The following is a 20,997-nucleotide window of genomic DNA, read 5'->3' as shown; positions in this document are numbered from 1 at the left end:
GATCCTTCATGGCTGGCCGGGTAACGGGGCTGGGCAGCGCCCGGTGTGCGGCACCGGGCGGGTCGTTCAGGAGTCGGCGCTCTCGCCGGCCAACCGGATCAGTGCCTCGACGTCCAGGTCGTCGATCAGGGCCGGGTCCGTGTCGCCCCGGCCGTCCGGCTCACCGCCGGCCGCGTCCGCGGCTCGGGCCATGCCCGCCTCCTCCGGTTCGTCGACCGGGTGGGGGAAGAGATCGGCGAGCAGCCGCGCCGCCAGTCCGGCCGGGGTGGGGAAGTTGAAGACGAGTGTGGCGGGAAGCTTGAGGCCGGTCGCCTTCCCGAGCCGGTTGCGCAGTTCCACCGCGGTCAGGGAGTCGAGGCCGAGTTCCTTGAAACCCTTGGCCGGGTCCACGCCGTCGGCGGACGTGTAGTTCAGCGCGGCCGCCACCTCGGTGCGGACCAGTTCGAGGAGAGCCTTCTCGCGGTCCGCCGCGGGCAGCGGAGCCAGCCGCTCGGTGAGCGAGGGACCGGACACCCCACCGGCGCGTGCCGAGCCGGCGGCGGTCGGCCGCCGGACCGGACCGCGGACCAGGGCGCGCAGCAGGTGCGGGAGTTCGGTGCCCCGGGCGCGCAGGACGGAAGTGTCGTACAGGACCGGGGCCAGCGCGGCAGAGTCCAGTGTGAGGGCGGTGTCGAAGAGGGCGAGGCCGCGGTCGGGTGGGAGTGGGGTCATTCCGGCGCGGGTCAGTCGGGCGCGGTCGGTTTCGGCGAGTTGGGCGGCCATGCCGCCTTCGGCCCAGGGGCCCCAGGCGAGTGAGGTCGCGGGCAGGCCACGGGCCCGGCGGTGCTCGGCGAGGGCGTCGAGAAAAGCGTTGCCCGCCGCGTAGTTGGCCTGGCCGGCGCCGCCGACCCAGCCCTGGATGGAGGAGAAGAGGACGAACGCCTTCAGGTCCAGGCCCTCGGTGGCCCGGTGCAGATGCCAGGCGGCGTCGGCCTTGGGCCGCAGCACCCGGTCGAGTTGTCGCGGGGTCAGCGTCTCGAAGGCCGCGTCGTCCAGCACGCCGGCGATGTGGACGACTCCGGTTAGCGGCCGGTCGGCGGGAATCCGGCCGAGCAGCGCGTCGAGGGCTGCCCGGTCGGCGGTGTCGCAGGCCGCGAAGGTGACCCGGGCGCCCAGCCCGGTCAGCTCCGCGTCGAGATCGGCGGCGGCCGGGGCGTCCTGGCCGCGGCGGCTGACGAGAAGCAGGTCCGTCACGCCGTGGGCGGTGACCAGGTGCCGAGCCAGAAGTCGGCCGAGCACGCCGGTCGCGCCCGTGACGAGCACGGTGCCGTCACCGAATCGGTCCGTTCCGCCGGCCGGCGTCACCGCGGGCGCCGGGCTCCGGACGATCCGGGGCAGGAGTACCGAACCGTCGCGCAGAGCCGCCTGCGGCTCACCCGAGGCGACCACGTCCGCCAGCGCGGCCCAGGAGCCAAGGGTGCCGTCCACGTCGATCAGGACGAGCCGGTCCGGGTTCTCGGTCTGGGCCGACCGCAGCAGACCCCACACCGCGGCATGCGGCAGATCTGTCACGTCGTCACCCCCGTTCGCGGCGACCGCTCCGCGGGTGACCACCACCAGACGCGCGTCACTGGACTCGGTCAGGGTCAGCCACTGCTGCACCGAGCTCACGACATCACGCGTCAGGTCGTGGACGGAGTTCGTGGTGTCGGCTCCCGAAGAACCCGGGAGCCGCAGCAGCACGACTTCCGGCGCCCCCTCGACGGCGTTCAGGCTCTCGGCGGGCACCGTGTCCACGCTCAGTCCGGCCGGCACCGCGCCCAGCACCGTCCAGGGCCGCTCCGTGGACGTCGCACCGCGCTTGTGATCCGGCACGGCCTGCCAGTCGATACGGAACAGCGACTGTTCCGTCCCGCCCCGAGCGGCCTCGATCTGCTGTCTCGACACGGGGCGGAGGTCCAGTGCCGCCACTGTGGCGACCGGACGACCGTCGACATCGGCAACGTCGATGGACACCGTTTCGGGTGTGGTGGGGGTGATGTGGATGCGGGCGGTGTGGGCGCCGGTGGCGTGGAGGCGGATGCCGGTGAAGGCGAAGGGGAGGTGGGTGGTGGTGGGTGGGGTGGTGGTGTGGTGGAGGCCGATGGCGTGGAGGGCGGCGTCGAGGAGGGCGGGGTGGAGGCCGTAGTGTGCTGCTTCTTGGTGGTGCCGGGGGTCGAGGGTGATCTCGGCGTAGATGTTGTCGCCGTGGTGCCAGGCGGTTTTGAGGCCCTGGAAGGCGGGTCCGTAGTCGAGGCCTTGTGCGGCGAGGTGTTCGTAGCGGTCGGTGAGGTCCAGGGGCTGGGATCCTGGGGGTGGCCAGGCGGCGGGGGCTGTGGTGGCAGGGGCGGCGGGGGTGTCGGGGGTGTCGGGTGCCAGGACGCCGGAGGCGTGCCGGACCCATTCCCGCCCCCCATCATCACCGTCGGGTCGCGAGTGGATGGTGAGGGACCGGCGCCCGCTCTCGTCCGCCGTCCCGACGACGACCTGCAACCCGACGCCGCCGCGGTCGGGCAGTATGAGCGGCGCCTCCAGCGTGAGTTCCTCCAGCAGCCCCGCGCCCACCTCGTCACCGGCCCGGACGGCGAGTTCCACGAATCCGGTGCCTGGGAAGAGCACCGAGCCGAGGACGGTGTGGTCCGCGAGCCACCCGTGTGTGGCCAGGGACAGACGGCCGACCAGCAGGGTGTCGTCGCGATCCGCGAACGGCACGGTGGCGGTGAGCAGCGGATGTCCTGTCGCACCGAGGCCGAGTCCGGCCGCGTCGGTGGTCCGTGTGGGTCGGTTCCAGTAGTGGTGGTGTTGGAAGGCGTAGGTGGGGAGGTCGGTGGTGTGGGGGTGGTGGGGGGTGTAGAGGGTGTTCCAGTCGGGTGTGTGGCCGCGGGTGTGGAGGGTGGCGAGTGCGGTGAGGGTGGTGGTGGTTTCGGGGTGGTTGGGGTGTGTGGTGGGGATGAAGAGGGGGGCCGGACTGCCGGTGTCTGGGGTGTCCGCGGTGGTGTCTGTGCTGCTGCCGGTGGTGTCTGTGGTGCGGGTGTCCGTGCTGCTGCTGGTGGTGTCTGTGGTGCTGGTGGTGTTTGTGGTGGTGTGGGTGTCGAGGGTTTCGCGGCCGAGGGTGGTGAGGGTGGTGTCGGGTCCGATTTCGAGGTAGGTGCGGATGCCGTGGTGGTGGAGGGTGGTGATGGTGTCGGTGTAGCGGACGGTGTGGAGGGCGTGGTTGATCCAGTAGTCGGGGGTGGTGATGTGGTGGGGGTCGGCGGGGCGGCCGGTGAGGTTGGAGATGACGGGGAGGTGGGGTGGGTGGAAGGTGAGGGTGGTGAGGATGGTGCGGAATTCGTTGAGGATGGGGTTCATGAGGGGGGAGTGGAAGGCGTGGCTGACGTTGAGGCGGCGGGTGGTGTGGCCGTGTTGGGTGAGGGTGTGGGTGAGGTCGTGGACGGCTTGTTCGGTGCCGGACAGGACGGTGGAGGTGGGGGTGTTGAGGGCGGCGATGGCGATGGGGGTGTCGGGGTGGTGGGTGAGGGCGGTGGTGATGTCGTGTTCGCCGGCGCGGACGGAGATCATGGCGCCGCCGGGGGGGAGGCTGTTCATGAGGCGGCCGCGTGCGGTGATGAGGGTGCAGGCGTCGGGGAGGGTGAGGATGCCGGCGAGGTGGGCGGCGACGACTTCGCCGACGGAGTGGCCGGTGAGGTGGGTGGGGGTGATGCCCCAGGTGGTGAACTGGTGGTAGAGGGCTGTTTCGTAGGCGAAGAGGGCGGGTTGGGTGAAGCGGGTCTGGTCGAGGAGGCGGGCGTGGGGGGTGCCGGGGTCGGCGAACATGATGTCGCGCAGGGAGGTGGCGCCGGCCTGGGTGAGTTCGGTGGCCAGGTGCTGGTCGAGGAGGGTGCAGGTGTGGTCGAGGGAGTCGCGGAAGGCGGGGAAGGCGGTGTGGAGGTCGCGTCCCATGCCGGGGTGCTGGCTGCCCTGTCCGGTGAACAGGACGGCGAGGCCGGTGTGGCCGGGGGCGGTGTGTCCGGTGACCACGTTGGGGTGGTCCTCGCCCGCCGCGATCGCGTTGAGTCCGGCGAGGAGGTCCTCGTGTCCCGTCGCGGTCACCACCGCCCGGTGGTCCATCACCGCACGGGAAACAGCCAGCGAATACGCCACATCCACCACACCCCGCCCGTCCGGCACACCCAGCCCGTCCGGCTCATCCGGCACACCCCGCCCGTCCGGCTGGCGGGGTGTTCCGGGTGCGGGGTCGCGGGTGAGGAACGCGGCCAGCTTGGCCGCCTGTCCCCGCAGCGCCTCCGCCGCACGAGCCGAGATCACCACCGGAATCTCAGCTGCGGATCCTGCCGACCCTGTTGAGCCCGCAGGCTCCAGTGAGCCCGTCGGCTCGACGGAGCCGGTCGTGGGTATGTCCTCCTCGGCGGGTCCTTCGAGGATGACGTGGGCGTTGGTGCCGCTGATACCGAACGAGGAGACCCCGGCCCGCCGTGGCCGGCCCGTCTCCGGCCAGGCACGCGCCTCGGTGAGCAGGGCCACCGCGCCCGCGTCCCAGTCCACGAACGGCGACGGTTCCTCCGCGTGCAGTGTCGGCGGGAGCACCCCGTGCTTCATCGCCATCACCGTCTTGATCACACCGCCGACCCCGGCCGCCGCCTGGGCATGCCCCACATTCGACTTCAGCGACCCCAGCCACAAAGGCTCCCCCGACCCCCGCTGCCCGTAGGTCGCCAGCAATGCGTGAGCTTCGATCGGGTCGCCGAGCCGGGTGCCGGTGCCGTGTGCCTCGACCGCGTCGACCTCGGCCGGTGAGAGCCCCGCATCCGCCAGAGCCGCCCGGATCACCCGCTGCTGCGACGGCCCGTTCGGCGCCGTCAGACCGTTCGACGCACCGTCCTGGTTCACCGCCGAACCACGCACCACCGCCAGCACCCGGTGCCCCAGCCGCCGAGCGTCCGACAACCGCTCCACCACCAGCACACCCACACCCTCCGCCCACCCCGTCCCGTCCGCACCAGCGGAGAACGACCGGCACCGCCCGTCCGGCGACAGCCCGCCCTGCCGCGAGAACTCCACAAACGTCCCCGGCGTCGACATCACCGTCACCCCACCCGCCAACGCCGCGTCACACTCCCCACGACGCAACGCCTGCACCGCCAGATGCAACGCCACCAACGACGACGAACACGCCGTGTCCACCGTCACCGCCGGCCCCTCCAACCCCAGCACATACGCCACCCGCCCCGACAACACACTGCTGGCGCTGCCGGTCATGTGCTGGCCTTCCAGGGCATCGGGTCCGTTGCCGGCGGCGGTGTGGTCCCGGAATGTGAAGGCACCTGTGTAGACGCCGGTGCGGCTGCCGCGCAGTGTCGTCGGGTCCATCCCCGCACGCTCGACCGCCTCCCACGACGACTCCAGCAGCAACCGCTGCTGCGGATCCATCGCCAGCGCCTCACGCGGAGAAATCCCGAAGAACCCCGCGTCGAAGCCGGCGGCGTCGTGCAGGAAACCACCCTCCCGCGTATACGACGTCCCCGGCACCTCCCGGTCCGCACTGTAAAGACCCTCCACATCCCAGCCCCGGTCCCGCGGAAACTCCGTAATCGCATCCCGCCCCCCCGCCACCAGATCCCACAACGCCTCCGGCGAATCCGCACCACCAGGAAAACGGCACGCCATCCCCACAATCGCCACCGGCTCCTCGTCGGTGTCCCGGGACACCCGGCGGTCCGGATCCCCGGTGTGTGTGCCGGCGCTCAGATGGCGGATCAGTGCGTCCGGACTGGGGTGGTCGTAGACCAGGGTGGAGGGCAGGGAGACGCCGACGGCCTCGGCCAGCAGGTCGCGGAGTTCGACGGCTGCGAGGGAGTCGAAGCCGAGGTCCTTGAACGTCCTTCCGGCTTCGACCCGTTCGGGCGAGCCGTGGCCGAGCACGGTGGCCACCTGGGTGAGGACCACGTTCGTCAGGGCCGACTGGTCGGGTCCGGCGCCGGGAGCGGGAGCGGGAGCGGGGACGGGGACGGGCAGGCCGGGCCGTCCGGTGAGGGGCTCCGGCTGCCCGGCCGCCTCACCGGCTGCCGGCGCGTCGGACGGTGTACGGGACTCCGGTACCGCCGTCGGCGCGATCCCCGTGGCGGGGGGCAGCCAGTGGGGCTCCCGCTGGAAGGCGTACGTGGGCAGTAGCACCCGGCGGCCGCCGGCGCTCTCCGGCAGCCGGTCCCAGGGGACGGACACACCACGCACATGGAGACCGGCCACGGCGGCGGCGAGGGTTTCCCGCTCGGGGCGGCCGGCCCGGCCGGCGGACAGGAAGACCGCGTCGGAGCCGACACAGTCGCGGCCCATCGTGCTGAGGACGGCGTCCGGGCCGACCTCCAGATACACGGAGACGCCCTGGGCCTCAAGGGTGCGCATACCGTCCAGGAAGCGCACACCGCGGCGTGCGTGCCGCACCCAGTGGCCAGCGTCGAGGGGGTCGTCGTCGGTGACGACCCGGCCGGTGAGGTTGGAGACGACCGGGATGGCGGGCGGATGGTAGGCGAGGCTCTCGGCGACCCGGCGGAAGTCGTCGAGCATGCCGTCCATGTGCGGGGAGTGGAAGGCATGGCTCACCCGCAGCCGCTTTGTCCTGCGTCCCCGCGCGCGCCATTCGGCGGCCAGGGCGAGGACCGCGTCCTCGTCCCCCGCCAGGACCGTGGCCCGGGGGCCGTTGACCGCCGCGATCTCCACCCGGCCCGTCAGAGCGGCCAGCCGCGGGGAGAGTTCCTCCTCGGAGGCCTCGACGGAGACCATGGCGCCGCCTTCCGGCAGGCCCTGCATCAGCCGACCGCGTGCGGCGACCAGGGCGGCCGCGTCGGCGAGCGAAAGGACTCCGGCCGCGTGCGCGGCGGTGATCTCCCCGACGGAGTGGCCGAGCACCATGTCGGGGGCGATGCCCCAGTGCTCCAGGAGCCGGAAGAGAGCGGTCTCGTAGGCGAAGATCGATGCCTGCGTGTACTCGGTACGGTCCAGCGGCGCGGCGTCGGAGGCGTCCGGGCCGCCGAGTACCAGTTCACGTACGGACCGGTCGAGACGGGCGTCCAGCTCCTCACAGACGGCGTCGAACGCCTCGGCGAACACCGGGTGCGCGGCGTGCAGTCCGGCTCCCATGCCGGGGCGCTGGCTGCCCTGGCCGGTGAACAGGAACGCCTTGCGGGCGTCCGCGTGGGTCGCGGTCCCGCGGATGATCAGGGGCCGGACACGGCCTTCCGCGAGGTCCTCCAGGAGCGGAGGGAGCGCGGTGAGGTCGTCGGCGAGCAGTGCCGCACGGTGTCTGAGGTGCGTGCGGGCGAGCGCCGCGGTGACGGCGATGTCGGGCAGGGCGAGTTGCCGGCCGGCACCGAGATGGTCGCGGAGCCGCCGGGCCTGGTCGCGCAGAGCGCCCTCGGTGTGTCCGGAGAGCAGGACGGTGCGCGGGCCCGTCGCGGCGTGGGCGGACCTGTCGGGCCCCGGGAGGCCCGTCGCGTCCGACAGCACCAGATGGCAGTTGGTGCCCGCCATGCCGAAAGCGCTGACGCCGGCGAACACCCGGTCGTCGGTGGCCTCCCCGGGGGTGAGGCCGATGGCGGTGTCGGCGACCCTGAGGCCCAGCGCGTCCAACGGGATCGCCGGGTGGGGCTGTTCGTGGTGGAGGCTCGGTGGCAAGGTGCGCTCGCGCAGACTGAGGGCGGCTTTCAGGAAGCCGGCGACGCCCGCCGCGGCTTCGAGGTGCCCGATGTTGGTCTTGACCGAGCCGACGAGCAGGGGCGAGGAGTCCGGCCGGGCGCGGCCGAGGACCGCGCCCAGCGCGGACGCCTCTGTGGGATCGCCGACGGTGGTTCCGGTCCCGTGCAGTTCCACGAAATTTACCCGCGCGGGGTCCACCGCCGCGTTTTCGTAGGCCTGTCGCAGGACGTCGCGCTGCGCGCTCTCCCGGGGGGCGGTGAGACTGTCACCGCCACCGTCGTTGTTGACGGCCCCTCCGAGAATCACACAGTGCACGGTGTCGGCGTCGGCGAGGGCCTGACGGAGGGGCTTGAGCACGACGACACCGCCGCCCTCGCCGCGTACGAAGCCGTCGGCACGGGCGTCGAACACGGCGGCCCGTCCGGTCGGCGAGAGGGCACCGAAGCGTTCGGCCACGGTGAAGCCCTCGGGCATGAGCATGAGACTGACCCCGCCGGCCAGGGCGAGATCCGCCTCTCCGCGCCGCAGGCTCTCACAGGCGAGGTGGATGGCGACGAGAGAGGAGGACTGCGCGGTGTCGACGACGATGCTCGGGCCGTCCAGGCCGAGCGCGTAGGAGACGCGGTTGGCGACAAGACTCCGGCTCAGACCGGTGATGGAGCGTCCGTCGATGAGCTGCGGACCGCGCTGATGGGCCAGTTTCGCGTAGTCGTCCCACATCACACCGAGGTGCACACTGGTGCGGGTCCCGCCGCGGGAGCCGGGCGGGATGCCGGCGTCCTCCAGGGCCTCCCACGCGAGTTCGAGGGCGAGGCGCTGCTGGGGATCCATCCCGGCGGCCTCACGGGGCGAGATGCCGAAGAAATCCGCGTCGAACCCGTCGACGTGGTCGAGGAAACCGGCGGGCGGGATCCGGGTGCCCTCCGGCAGGGAGGCGTACTCGGGCCGGCCCGGGGGTACCTCGGTGACGGCGTCGGTGCCGGTGCGCAGCAGTTCCCAGAAGGCGGACGGGTCCGCCGCGCCGGGCAGCCGGCAGGCCAGACCGACGACTGCTATCGGCTCCGGCGGCATGGGCCGGTCCTGCGGGCCGTGGTCGGAACGGGGTTCGGCGGTCATGGTGTATTACCCTCGTCTTCCTTCCAAGCGGCTTGGACATTCCCGGCCGCCTCCCGCGCAGGTACATCCGGCTTTTCCGGGCCTCCGCTGTGATCCGCCCGCTCGGTAAGCAGGCGGTGTCCGCTTTTCCATCAGGTATCGCGTCGACGGTGCGTCCGCACGGGTACGGGTTCTCGTGGTATTGGTTCTTCGCGTGTACTATTCCCGGCAGGATGCCATACGAGCTTCGCACGCATTCCTGAAGCTATCCCTCGTGTCTTTCCCGGGAAGTTCATTAATGCATGCATAGGAAATCGGGAACGGACGAAACGCTACTTGCGGCCCGTGCGCTGGCCAACCCTTAGTCTGCGCCCCTAGCGGCGCCTTTGGGGATCGTTGCGGAATAGGGGTGCTCAGTATGCTTGCGAGCCCGCGCGGCGCCCACGGGTGCGGCGGAGGTCGTACGCCCGCAGGCGACCCCACGCTCCGGGCGTCGGCGGCAAAGTAGGGGTTGCCCAGTAGGGGGCCTGCTGAGTTATATTCACCGGTTGCCGCACCGCTCCCGCGCTCCGCATCGGGGGGAGTCGCCGACGCCGCGTTGCCGCAGAAATGGAATATCAAGTTCCTTGGTGTTCGGTCCGGTGATCCCCTCTTATTCGCTCAGGGGTGGACACCTCGCTGATCGAAAATGATTGGCCAAAGGAGCTGCCTGGGTTAGAATCGCCCCTGCTGACCAGGGCGCTGCCAGCCGCCTTTGAACGGGGATGCATGACCTTCGGAGTGTGGATACCCGGATGGTCCGCTGGCTGGCTGTGGAATGCGCATTTCACCCCAGTGGGCGCGGGTGGAGCTTGCCGGAACAAGGCAGGCGGACAATCCAACGGTTGCGGGGTGGTATCGCGACAGAAGCAGGGGCACCACAAGGGGGAATTATGGCATTTGTGGAACGAACGGAAGCGTTGCAATTACTGGAGCAGTTGCTTGACGAGGCCCTCGACGGCACGGGGCAGGTAGTGTCCATTACGGGACCGACCGGTTCGGGCAAGACGGAACTCGCGAATCAGCTCGCCACCCGGGCCGGTGACCAGGGAATCCGGGTGGTGCAGACATACGCCTCGCGGGCCGGGGTGGTGGCCGCACCGGGCATCTTCGGTCAGTTGCTCGAGGCGTGTACGTCTTCCGTACTGCTGCGAAGACTGACCATGGCCGCACCCGCGGACATCCGGTCTCCACAGTTCATCCTGGGCATCTGTCACGAACTGCTGCGTTCCGCGGCCCGGACTCCGCTCCTGCTGATCGCCGACGACGTCCATCTGGCCGATGCCGACTCCTTCCAGGGGCTGCTCTATCTGATCCGCCACGTCCGTACGGCGCCGGTCATGCTGGTGCTCGTGGTCAGCGAGTACTCCCAGCAGACCATTCCGCTCTTCCACGCCGAGCTGTTCCGCGAGCCGCACCACAGGCAGATCCACCTTCAGCCGTTGTCGGAAGCCGGCGTGACCGGCGTTCTCGCCGATCGGCTCGACGAGGCGACCGCGCGACGTCTGGCCCCGGCCACCCTCGCGGCGAGCGGCGGCAACCCCTTGGTGGTCCGGGCCCTGGTGGAGGAGCACCTGACCCAGTTCACGGAACCCGACAAGGAGCCTCTCAGTCCGGGCGAGGCCTCCGCCACGGCCGTACTCGCGTGCCTCCACCACAGTGGACAGCCCTGTCTGGAAGTGGCGCGGGCCATCGCCCTGCTCGGCGGGCGGGTGGCCCCCGAGCTGATCTCGCGGCTCGTCTCCATGCCCCGTTTCCTCGTGGAGCGGTACACCACCGAGCTGTCGGAAGCCGGACTGCTCGGTCCCGACGGAATGCTGAGGCACCCGGCGGCGCACTGCGTCATCCTGAGCGATCCGGACTTCGACGACGCCGCCGAACTGCACCACCGGGCCGCCGAACTGCTCCACAGCGAGGGTGAGACCGCGCTGCGGATCGCCGAGCATCTGATCGCCGCCGACCGGGCCGGTCGCCACTGGCAGATCCCCGTACTGCGTCAGGCCGCGGAGGACGCGCTGGAAGAAGGCAAGGCGGACATGTCCCTGCAGTGCCTGGACCTGGCGTTGCGGGACTGCCCGGAGAGCAGGGAGCGGGCATTGATCACCGCCGCGAAGGTCCGGGTGGAGTGGCGGATGAACCCGGCCCGCGCCCTGTCTCACTTCGCGGGACTTCTCAGCGCCTTCGAGCAGGGCCATCTGCCGGACCTGGAGGCCATCATGCTGGCCCGTGCCCTGATGTGGCACGGGCGGGAGGGGGAGGCCGCGGCCATTCTGACCACGATCGGCTCCCGGGCGCACACGGCCGAGGTCCGCGAGGCGCTGATCAGTACCGAGTACTCGCTGAGCAGGACCCATCCCGGCGCCGTGGCGGTCTGGCGCGAAGCGCCGGCGCAACTGCGTCTCCAGGGCGACGAGCTGGGGGCGGCGGTGCCGACCGAAGCCGGGATATGGAGTCTGCTCCAGGAAGGAGACCACGCGGCCTCGTCCCGGCGCGCCGAGGAACTGCTCCGCGCCGATCTCGCTCCGGACTACTGGCGGGGCCCGCACGCCAACGCACTGTGCGCCCTGCTCTACGCCCATGAGCTCAAACGTGCCGAATACTGGACCACTCGTATCTACCAGGACGGTGAACCCGAGGGCTTCCGTACCTGGCAGGCCGTGCAGTCCGTGATCCTGTCCGAGATCGCCCGGCGGCGCGGCGACCTCCCCGAGGCCGCCAGGCTGGCCGAGGAGGGGCTGTGTCTGATGGGACCCCGTGCGTGGGGACCTCAGATCGTTCTGCCGCTCGCGACCCTGATCTCCACGGCCGCGGCGACGGGGCACGGCCGGGTGGCGGAGCAGTGGTTGTCCTGCCCGCTGCCGGAGTTGGTGCCGAAGACCCGCTACTACCTGCACTATCTGGAGGCCGTCGGGCAGTACCACCTCGCGGAGGGACGCCATCTGCTGGCGTTGCGGAACTTCCTGGCCTGCGGACGTCAGATGAAGAGATGGGGCATGGACCTTCCCGGCATCGCGTCCTGGCGACTGGGTGTGGCCGAGGCGCTGCTCGGGCTGGGGCAGACGGAGCGGGCCGTGAAGATGCTGGACGAGCAGGCGGAGCAGCCCGGAGCCCAGTACCCCCGGGTGCACGGCCGCGTGCTGCGACTGCGCGCGGCCACGGTGAAACCGCGTCAGGCGGTCGCACTGCTGCGTGAGTCCGCGGACCTGCTGGACCGCGACCAGCTGCCCGTGGAACTGCTCGCCACGCTCATCGACCTCAACCGCTGCTATGCGGAGCTGGGCGACTCCCACCGGGCTCGCTTCACCGCACGCAGGATCTGGCAGATCGCGGCGCAGTGCGGCGCCGAGGCGCTGGTGCGACGTTCGCTGCTGCCGGAGTTCGCGGCGCCGGGTGTGGTGGCCGGGGCAGTGTCGCGCGCGGCCGAGGACGACGTGTACACGGTGCTGAGCGACGCGGAGCTGCGGGTGGCGGAACTCGCCGTACGCGGCCACACGAACCGCGAGATCGCGGCTCGGCTGTACATCACGGTCAGTACGGTGGAGCAGCACCTCACCAGGGTGTACCGCAAGCTGCGCGTCGGCGGCCGGGCCGATCTGCAGAGCCGTCTGGACCCGAAACTGCGCGGCACCGCGTAAGCCCCTTCCGCTGTGCCGCCCGTTCAGCGGGGCGGCACAGCGGACCGAGGCCGCCCCTTCCGCCTTTCTCAGACCGCCGGCACCGGAGCACGCAGGGGTGTCAGCCGGCGCTGACCCAGCCGCTCCCGCAGGGCCGGGTCCGTGACACCCAGACCTTCCCGGGGGGCCAGGCACAGAACGCCGATCTTGCCCACGTGCCGGTTGGTCTGCATCAGGCGGGCCGCCTCACCGATCTCCGCCAGCGGGAACGTACGGGACAGTACGGGTGAGAGCCGGCCCAGGGTGAAGAGCCGGTTGCAGTCCCAGGCCTCCTGGTAGTTGGCGACATGGCAGCCGATGACACGCTTGAGGTTCATCCACAGATAGCGGTTGTCGAACTCGTGCCATGGGCCGGAGGGCGAGCCGGAGGTGACCACGACGCCTCCGGGCCGGACCACGAAGACGGAGATCCCGAAGGTCGCGCTGCCGCTGCTGTCGAACACCACGTGAGGGTCCTCACCCAGCTCACCTCTGATCACACGGCCCAGGCGCCGTCCCAGATCGGCGGTGGAGACACCCGGCTCGTCCAGCGCCAGTTCCGACCGGTTGACGACCAGATCACATCCCAGAGCCGCGAGCCGGCGTGCCTTCTCCTCGCTGGAGACCACGCCGACCGCGATGCCGCCGGCGTTCCTGACGAGCTGCACCGCGAACGCTCCGAGGCCGCCGGTGGCGCCCCAGATCAGCACGATGTCCCCCTGCTTGATCCGGGCGCCGTTCTCGCTCACCAGCATGCGGTACGCGGTGGTCGCGCAGAGGGTTACGGAGGCGGCCTCCTCCCAGGTCAGGTGCCCGGGTTTGGGCAGTACCTGATCGGCCCGCGCGATCGAATAGTGGGCGAGACCACCGTAATTGGTCTCGACTCCCCAGGCGCGCTGCTCACCGCCGAGCATGCCGTCCCCGTGGGTGCCGGGTTCCTGGGAGTCGACCCACGCGCCGGCCACCACGACGTGGTCACCGACAGCCCAGCGGCGGACTCCCGACCCGACACGGACGACGACTCCCGCCGCGTCCGATCCGATCACGTGGAAGTCCTGGTCGTGCCGCCGCTCGAATCCCCCTTGCCGGCCGAGCTGTTCGAGATGGCCGAACGTCGGTTGCGGTTCGAACAGGGCGGACGAGACGGTCTGGTGGTTCATGGAGCTCGCCATGGTGGCGATGAGGACTTCGTCGGGGGCGAGCTCGGGCATCCGGACCGGTCCGACTCGCAGCGACTCGCGCACGTCTTTGTCCGTCACACCATGGAAAAGATTCACCCCGTCCTTTCTGAGGTGCGCCGCGATGTACTGGCGTGGCACCGCTGTCCGCTCCAGATCGCTCGGCGCGGCACCGGCGATCACCGCTTCGGCCAAAGCGTCCATGAGTAACTATCTCTCCTTTGGCGAGGGGACTCGGCCCGATAAAGACTAGGGACGCCGTTCTCACCGCCCAACCCTTAATTCTTCCGGGCCGCCCCTTACCTTTCGGGAACACCCCTGTTCCTCACCGCCTGTGCAATCCCGGCCGGTGTCCGCCGGAACCGCGGGGGTGAAGCGCGACGGCCGGCGGACCGGTGCGGCGGCCGGCCGGCCGTATGCGCGCTCCGGGTGTCAGGCCTTTGCGACCGACAGGTTGAACTCGGGGCTCCCGAACGTGCTGAAGAGATGGATGAACAGCAGCAGGGCGGCCTCGGTGGCACGCGCCGTGACGACGCCGCCTATGTCGAGGATCTGAGTGTCCGACCAGCCGAACGACTTCAGCAGCTCGGTGACCTCCGCCTTCGCCGCCGGATCGTCACCGCTCAGGAAGACGGTGTGGTGGCCCGGGATCCGTCCGGGGTCGACCATGACCTGCCCGGCCATCGTATTGAGCGTCTTGACGACACGAGCTTCGGGGAACGCGGACTGGAGCTGCTCGGCGATGCTCCCGCCGTCCGGTGTGGCGACCGCGGTGACGCCGTTCCTCGACTCGATGCCGTTGGAGACATCGATGATCACCTTGCCGCGCAGGTTATCGGCGCCGGCTTTGGTCAGAACATCGAGCGAGGCCAGACCCGGCGCGGTGTTGACCACCAGGTCGGCGCCCGCCGCCGCCTCCGCCAATCCGGTGAGCCCGGCGCCGTGTCCCGCGGCCCACTCGGCGACCGGGGAGTTCTCGGGGTCGCGGGATCCCAGAACCACCTCGTGCCCGAGCAAGATCAATTTCGCGCCCAGAACTTTGGCGACATTACCGGTACCGAGTAATCCGATTCTTGACATGATTTCGCTATCCGCTTCTGTGTGATCCAACGGTATTCTCCGCAGCGTAACCGCCGTCGCGCCACGGTGGACGCCGTTTCGCTCATCCTTTCTGTGACCGGGTTCAGGGCAAGTGGATCAAGATCAGGAAGCCGCGTCGGAGTATTGGACGACGACCTGGTTGGCGTGCATCTTGGCGATGGCGTCGGGGTCGTAGCCGAGTTCGGTGAGGACCTCGTCGGTGTGTTCGCCGAGCAGTGGCGCACCGGTGATCGTGGGGGTGAAGTCGGAGAATTTGATCGGACTGCCGACCGTCAGATACGTGCCGCGCCGCGGCTGGTCGACCTCGACGATGGTGCCGCTGCGGCGCAGGGCCGGGTCGTAGGCGATCTCCTTCATGCTGAGCACCGGTGCGCAGGGCACGCCGAACGTGCGCAGGACGTCGACCGCCTCGTACTTGGTCTTGTCGGCGAGCCATTTCTCGATCTCGGTGAAGATGTCGAAGATGTGCGGCTGACGGGCCTCGGCGGTCTTGTAGGCCGGGTCGTCGATCCACTCGGGCCGGCCGAGCGCCCGGCATGTCTGCTCCCAGTCCTGTTCCTGGATGGTGAAGTAGATATAGGCGTTGGGGTCGGTCTGCCAGCCCTTGCACTTGAGCACCCAGCCGGGCTGGCCGCCGCCGCCCGCGTTGCCGCCGCGCGGCACCACGTCGGTGAACGTGCCGTTCGGGTACTGCGGGTACTCCTCGAGATAGCCGACCTTCTCCAGACGCTGCTGATCGCGCAGCTTGACCCGGCACAGGTTGAGGACGGCGTCCTGCATCGACACCGACACCTTCTGGCCCACTCCGGTCCTCTCACGGGCGAGGAGTGCGGTGAGGATGCCGATCAGCAGGTGCATCCCGCTGTTGCTGTCGCCGAGGGCCGCGGCGCTGACCGTCGGCGGGCCGTCCCAGAAGCCGGTGGTGGAGGCGGCGCCGCCGGCGCTCTGCGCCACGTTCTCGTAGACCTTGATGTCGGACCACGGCGAGTCGTCGTTGAAGCCCTTGACGGAGCCGTAGACCAGGCGCGGGTTGAGCTCGTGGATGTGCTCCCAGGGCAGACCCATGCGGTCCATGGCGCCGGGCGCGAAGTTCTCGACCAGTACATCGGCCTCGCGGATCAGCTTCTCCATGACCTCCTTGCCCTCGGGCGTCCTGGTGTTGATCGCGAGGGAGCGCTTGTTGCTGTTGAGCATGGTGAAGTACAGGGCGTCGGCGTCGGGGATGTCGCGCAGCTGGTGACGGGTGACGTCACCGCCGTTGACACGTTCGACCTTCAGCAGGTCGGCCCCGAACCAGGCGAGCATCTGGGAGCACGCCGGGCCGGCCTGGACGCCGGAGAAGTCGATCACCTTGATCCCGGTGAGCGGCAGGTCAGTCATGATGGTCCCCTTCCGGTGGTGGGCGGTACGGTTTCCGGCGGTGGCCGCACGCGCGGGCCCGCCACCGGGCGGCACGGCGGCACGCGCGGGCCGGCGCCGGGCGCGCTCATCGCTTCGGCGGGGCACCCGCGGCCGTGTCCGTGGCCGTGACGCCCTGCGGGTTGAGGTTGGTGAGGTGGCCGCTCTCGGTGCCGGCGGTGGGGTCGATCACGCAGTCGATGAGCGCCGGGCCGCCGGAGGCCAGCGCGTCGGTGAGGGCGGTGGTGAGCTCGGCGGGCGTGGCCGCGTGGTAGCCCTTGCCGCCGAAAGCCTCGATCAGGCGGTCGTGATGGGCGTGGAGCATCAAGGTCGTCGGCGACGGATCGGCGGAGGCGGTGTTGATCCCGTCGCCGCGGTACACACCGCCGTTGTTGAGGACGATGACGACGACGGGCAGCCGGTAGCGGCAGATCGTCTCCAGCTCCATGGCGCTGAAGCCGAAGGCGCTGTCGCCTTCGACGGCCACGACCGGGGCGCCGCTCTCGACGGCTGCGGCGATCGCGTAGCCCATGCCGATCCCCATGACGCCCCAGGTGCCGCTGTCGAGCCGGTGGCGCGGCAGCTGCATGTCGATCACATTGCGTGCGAAGTCGAGCGAGTTGGCGCCTTCGTTGACGACGTAGGCGTGGGGGTGCTGATGCAGGACATCGCGTACCGCCCGCAACGCTCCGTAGAACCCCATCGGATGCGGGTCGGCGTTGAGACGCTGCGACATCTTGGCGACGTTCTGCGCCGAGCGCGCCGCGAGCTCCTGGTGCCACGGTGCCGCGACCGCGATCTGACCGGGCTTGGTCCGCTCCACGAGTGCCTTCATCACCGATCCGACGTCTCCGACGAGGGGGGCGGCGACGGGCCGGTTGCTGTCCATCTCGGTGGGCTCGATATCGACCTGGATGAAACGCGCGTCGGGGTTCCACTGCGGTGCCTCGCCGTGGCCGAGCAGCCAGTTGAGCCGCGCGCCGACCAGCATGACCACATCGGCCCGGCGCAGCGCCAGCGAGCGGGCGGCGGCGGCCGACTGGGGGTGGTCGTCGGGCAGCAGGCCCTTGGCCATCGACATGGGCAGGAACGGCAGGCCGGTGGTGTCGATGAACTCCCGGATCTGTTCGTCCGCCCGCGCGTACGCGGCGCCCTTGCCGAGCACGACCAGTGGCCGTTCCGCGGCGGCCAGCAGCTCGATCGCGCGGTCCACCGCCCCGGGCGAGGGGAGCTGGCGCGGTGCGGGGTCGACGACGCGCCACAGCGAGGCAGCGCCCGCCGAGGCGTCCACGACCTGGCCGAGCACCGCGGCGGGGATGTCGAGGTAGACGCCGCCGGGGCGGCCGGAGACCGCGCTGCGGATCGCACGGGCGACGCCGCGGCCGATGTCCTCGACCCGGTCCACCCGGTAGGCGGCCTTGGTGAACGGAGTGGCCGCCGCCAGCTGGTCCAGCTCCTCGTAGTCGCCCTGCTTGAGGTCGACGATGTGCCGCTCGCTGGACCCGGAGATCTGGACCATCGGGAAGCAGTTCGTGGTGGCGTCCGCGAGCGCGACCAGTCCGTTGAGGAAGCCGGGGGCGGACACCGTCAGGCAGATGCCCGGCCGCTTGGTCAGGAAGCCGGCCGCCGCGGCCGCGTGGCCCGCGTCGCTCTCGTGCCGGAAGCCGATGTAGCGGATGCCCGACGCCTGCGCGACCCGGGCGAGGTCGGTGACCGGGATGCCGACCACTCCGTAGATGACCTCGACGTCGTTGAGCTTGAGCGCGTCGACGACCAGGTGGAACCCGTCGGTGAGGGGCAGGACGTCGGCGGTCGCCGTGCCGCCCGGTGTGGAAACGGTTGCCATGACCCGATGTCCTTTCTATCGCGATTACCCCTTTCGGGTTAATTCTTCCAGTGTTGGGGGCAGGCCGCGCGATATCCACGGTCCGCCGCCGTCCAGCCGGTGAACGGCCGGTCGGCCGGCGAACGGCTGTCCCGCCGGCAAACGGGACTGCCGACACCGCCGGGCGCGTGTGCGTGGGGCCATGCGGCGTACGAGCGCCCTGTCGGGCCCTGAGAAATCCCTGTTCATCCGGGGTGACGCCCCCGTACTGCCGCTGGCCGACGCACCCGTGCACGAGGTCCTTCCGGTCCTGCCCGCGCCCGACGGGGCGATGCCGCGTCGCGAGGGCTGGAGCATCGTCCCCCGGCTCACCCTGTGTGTCGTGGACGGCCCCGGAGAGGCAGGACTCATCGTCCCCGCCCTCACCGCGCCGGTGATCGACGGGGACGGCGGAAGCGCCGAGCCGGGCGAGCCGAAACCCCGGGCGCGGGGCGCCTGTTGATGGTGCCTGGCAGACTGGCGAGCGATCGGGTGGCGGCAGGCGGGGACATGGGGGACCGGTCGGATCTCGGGCGGCCGTCCGTGCTCCCTCTTTCCGAAGGGAAGACAGATGGCCGGTGTCATGACGACGACCACGACGTGTCTCTCAGTGAGAAGAGGCTGGTTCCCTCCTCGCGTACCCGCGCGGACGGTGGCCGTCGCCGCGGTGTTCGCGGTGCTCTGGGCGATGCTGTCGGTGCTCCTCCTTCCGCCGGACGACGCCGTGGCGGCCCCGATACCCGGCGGGCACGCCGAGGTGTTCACCAATGGAGAGAAGGAGAGCGGCGCGGCCGCCGCGTACGCGTGCTTCCGTGCTCCTGCCGTCGTGAAGGCCGGGGACGGCGTGACACTGCTGGCGTTCGCCGAGGGCCGCGTCGGGGACTGCGGTGACAGCGGTCGGATCGATGTCGTGATGAAACGTTCTTCGGACGGCGGCAGCACCTGGACGCCCCTACAGGTGCTGGCCAGGCATCGCACGACGGGAGGCGCCACGGTCTTCGCACACAACCCGGTGCCGGTGGTGAGCGCCCCCGCGCCGGACGCGCCGTCCGGGCGGATCGCCCTGCTGTACACCGAGAACTACGAGCGCATCTACCTCCGCACGAGTGTGGACAACGGTGTCCAGTGGGCGGCCGCCAAGGAGATCAGCGCCGACGTGTGGCCGGTGGACGACGAGCAATGGGGAGATCTGTACGGCGGCCAGCTGATCACCGGACCCGCGCACGGTATCCGGCTCACCCATGGCACGTCGGCCGGCCGCCTGGTGGTCGGCGTGACGGCGCGCCTGGCACCCGGCGTCCACCGGGAGTCACCCCTCGGTGGCGCGCTCATCTACAGCGACGACGGCGGTGCGCACTGGCGACTCGGCGCGTCGTCCCATGGCGCCGAGCCCGACATCGGAGCGCAGGAGCTGAGCCTCTTCGAGCGCGGTGACGGCAGTCTGCTCGTGGTGGCGCGCAACGAGGAGGGGCTGGCGTCGACCCGGGACCGGGCGGTCTACGCGGTCTCCCGCGACGGGGGCGAGAGCTTCGAGGCCCAATTCGCGCTGCTGCCGCCGCTGGGCCTGCCCGACCTCGGGGTGCAGGCGTCCACCCTCGCCGTACGGGAGAAGGCCCGCGACGGCTACGACCGCGCGCTTCTGGCCGCTCCGGTCGGCCCGAACCGGGAGGACCTGACGATCCGTTCCTCCTTCGACGGGGGCCTGACCTGGCAGAGCACCGCGGACGGAGCGCCGGTACGGGACGGCATGTCGGGCTACTCCGACATGGTCGGTCTGGGCGGCGGCGAGTACGGCGTCATCTACGAGGGCGGCGACACGACCCAGTACCAGTTCATCCGTTTCGCCACCTTCACCGAGGCCGATCTGGATCTGCCGGACAACGCCGCCGGCCTGAACCTCAGCCAGAACACCGGAGCCCTGGCCACCAGCCCCCCGGACCAGCTGCACCTCTTCGCCCCCACGCCGACGGGCGGTCTCGGCCACTGGTTCGAGGAGGCCGACGGCACCGTCAGGCGGGGCACCTGGGGCACCGGGGCCGCGGGCGAGACGGTGTCCTTCGGCTACGGCGGCCAACAGCACGTTCTGGTACGCGGAACCGACGGACGTCTCCTCCACCGGTACCTGGACCCGGCCAGTGCCTCGGTGATCCAGCAGACCTGGGCCGCGGCGGGCACCGTGGCCGGAGCACCCGCGAGCATCGTCACATCGAGCCAGCAGCACGCCTTCGTCCGGGCGACGGACGGTCAACTGCTCCACCACTGGTGGGACTCGGGCACCGGACTGATGAACCAGCAGACATGGGCGGCGGCGGGCACCCTGGCCGGAGATCCCGTGGCGCTGGCCTACGGCACCCAGCAGCACGTCTGGGCCACGGGGACCGACGGCCGGCTCCACCACTGGTGGTGGACCAAGGGACCGGGCGTACGTCATGAAATCTGGACCGGGTCCGTCCGCGGCACTCCGACGGTGTCTGTGTACCGCGGCCAGCAGCACGTATACGCCGGTGATCCGCAGGGCCGGCTGACGCACTGGTGGTGGGACCCCACGACCCAGGTGGTCAAGCGGGAGACACTGGCCACACCGGTCCCGCCGGCCGGGCGACCTGTCACATTCGTGCACAACGCGCAGCAGCACGTCTTCGCGCGCACCACGGGTGACAAGCTCGGTCACTGGTGGTGGGACCCGGCCACCGGGAACAACTACGCGGAGTGGCAGGGATCGCTGTACTCGGACCCGGTGGCGCACATGGTCGACGGCACACAGCACGTCTACGGGGCCGCCGCCGACGAAACGCTCACCCACTGGTGGTGGAACGCGGCGGACGGCGTCAGGCAGGAGAGCTGGGGCGGGCGGATCGCGAAGACCGCGCACTGGTAGAACCGCCGTGCCGGAGTCGCCCGAGGTGTGACCGGCCGACCGGCTCGCCCGCCTGCTCACCGGCCGGCCGCCGGCCCGCGG

General features: G+C 70.5%; 8 protein-coding genes. 3 read left to right on the top strand and 5 right to left on the bottom strand.

What is annotated here, in order from left to right:
• Nucleotides 1-66: 66 nt before the first annotated feature.
• Nucleotides 67-8,826, bottom strand: a complete 8,760-nt coding sequence (locus OG214_RS04420) for a type I polyketide synthase (protein WP_405983847.1) — start codon at nucleotides 8,824-8,826, stop codon at nucleotides 67-69.
• A 920-nt stretch (nucleotides 8,827-9,746) separates the two neighbouring features.
• Between OG214_RS04420 and OG214_RS04415 the strand changes: the two genes are divergently transcribed.
• Nucleotides 9,747-12,479 carry an AAA family ATPase gene (locus OG214_RS04415; RefSeq protein ID WP_405983846.1) on the top strand — a complete coding sequence of 911 codons (2,733 nt, stop codon included), beginning with the start codon at nucleotides 9,747-9,749 and terminating at the stop codon, nucleotides 12,477-12,479.
• A gap of 68 nt (nucleotides 12,480-12,547) precedes the next feature.
• On the opposite strand, the gene ccrA is transcribed toward OG214_RS04415, so the two are convergent.
• The 4 genes from ccrA to oxc all read right to left on the bottom strand — a co-directional run bounded on the left by ccrA (nucleotide 12,548) and on the right by oxc (nucleotide 18,020).
• Entirely contained in the window at nucleotides 12,548-13,879 is a 1,332-nt protein-coding gene (ccrA, locus tag OG214_RS04410; protein ID WP_363082437.1) for a crotonyl-CoA carboxylase/reductase, read from the bottom strand.
• Between the two features lie 228 nt (nucleotides 13,880-14,107).
• A complete protein-coding gene (locus tag OG214_RS04405; RefSeq protein ID WP_363082436.1) occupies nucleotides 14,108-14,755 on the bottom strand; it encodes an NAD(P)-binding domain-containing protein in 648 nt (215 codons plus the stop codon).
• A gap of 123 nt (nucleotides 14,756-14,878) precedes the next feature.
• Complete coding sequence (gene frc, locus OG214_RS04400; protein ID WP_383032814.1) at nucleotides 14,879-16,156, bottom strand: formyl-CoA transferase; 1,278 nt, start codon at nucleotides 16,154-16,156, stop codon at nucleotides 14,879-14,881.
• Nucleotides 16,157-16,262: 106 nt separating this feature from the next.
• Complete coding sequence (gene oxc / locus OG214_RS04395; protein WP_405983845.1) at nucleotides 16,263-18,020, bottom strand: oxalyl-CoA decarboxylase; 1,758 nt, start codon at nucleotides 18,018-18,020, stop codon at nucleotides 16,263-16,265.
• Between the two features lie 181 nt (nucleotides 18,021-18,201).
• Here oxc and OG214_RS04390 point away from each other — a divergent pair, with 181 nt between their 5' ends.
• Nucleotides 18,202-18,501 carry a hypothetical protein gene (locus tag OG214_RS04390; RefSeq protein WP_405983844.1) on the top strand — a complete coding sequence of 100 codons (300 nt, stop codon included), beginning with the start codon at nucleotides 18,202-18,204 and terminating at the stop codon, nucleotides 18,499-18,501.
• A 189-nt stretch (nucleotides 18,502-18,690) separates the two neighbouring features.
• Nucleotides 18,691-20,916 carry an exo-alpha-sialidase gene (locus OG214_RS04385; RefSeq protein ID WP_405983843.1) on the top strand — a complete coding sequence of 742 codons (2,226 nt, stop codon included), beginning with the start codon at nucleotides 18,691-18,693 and terminating at the stop codon, nucleotides 20,914-20,916.
• Nucleotides 20,917-20,997: the final 81 nt, after the last annotated feature.

It is taken from the genome of Streptomyces sp. NBC_00872, from assembly GCF_045161915.1.
GTDB lineage: Bacteria > Actinomycetota > Actinomycetes > Streptomycetales > Streptomycetaceae > Streptomyces.
This window is presented reverse-complemented; position numbering and strand designations above follow the sequence as displayed.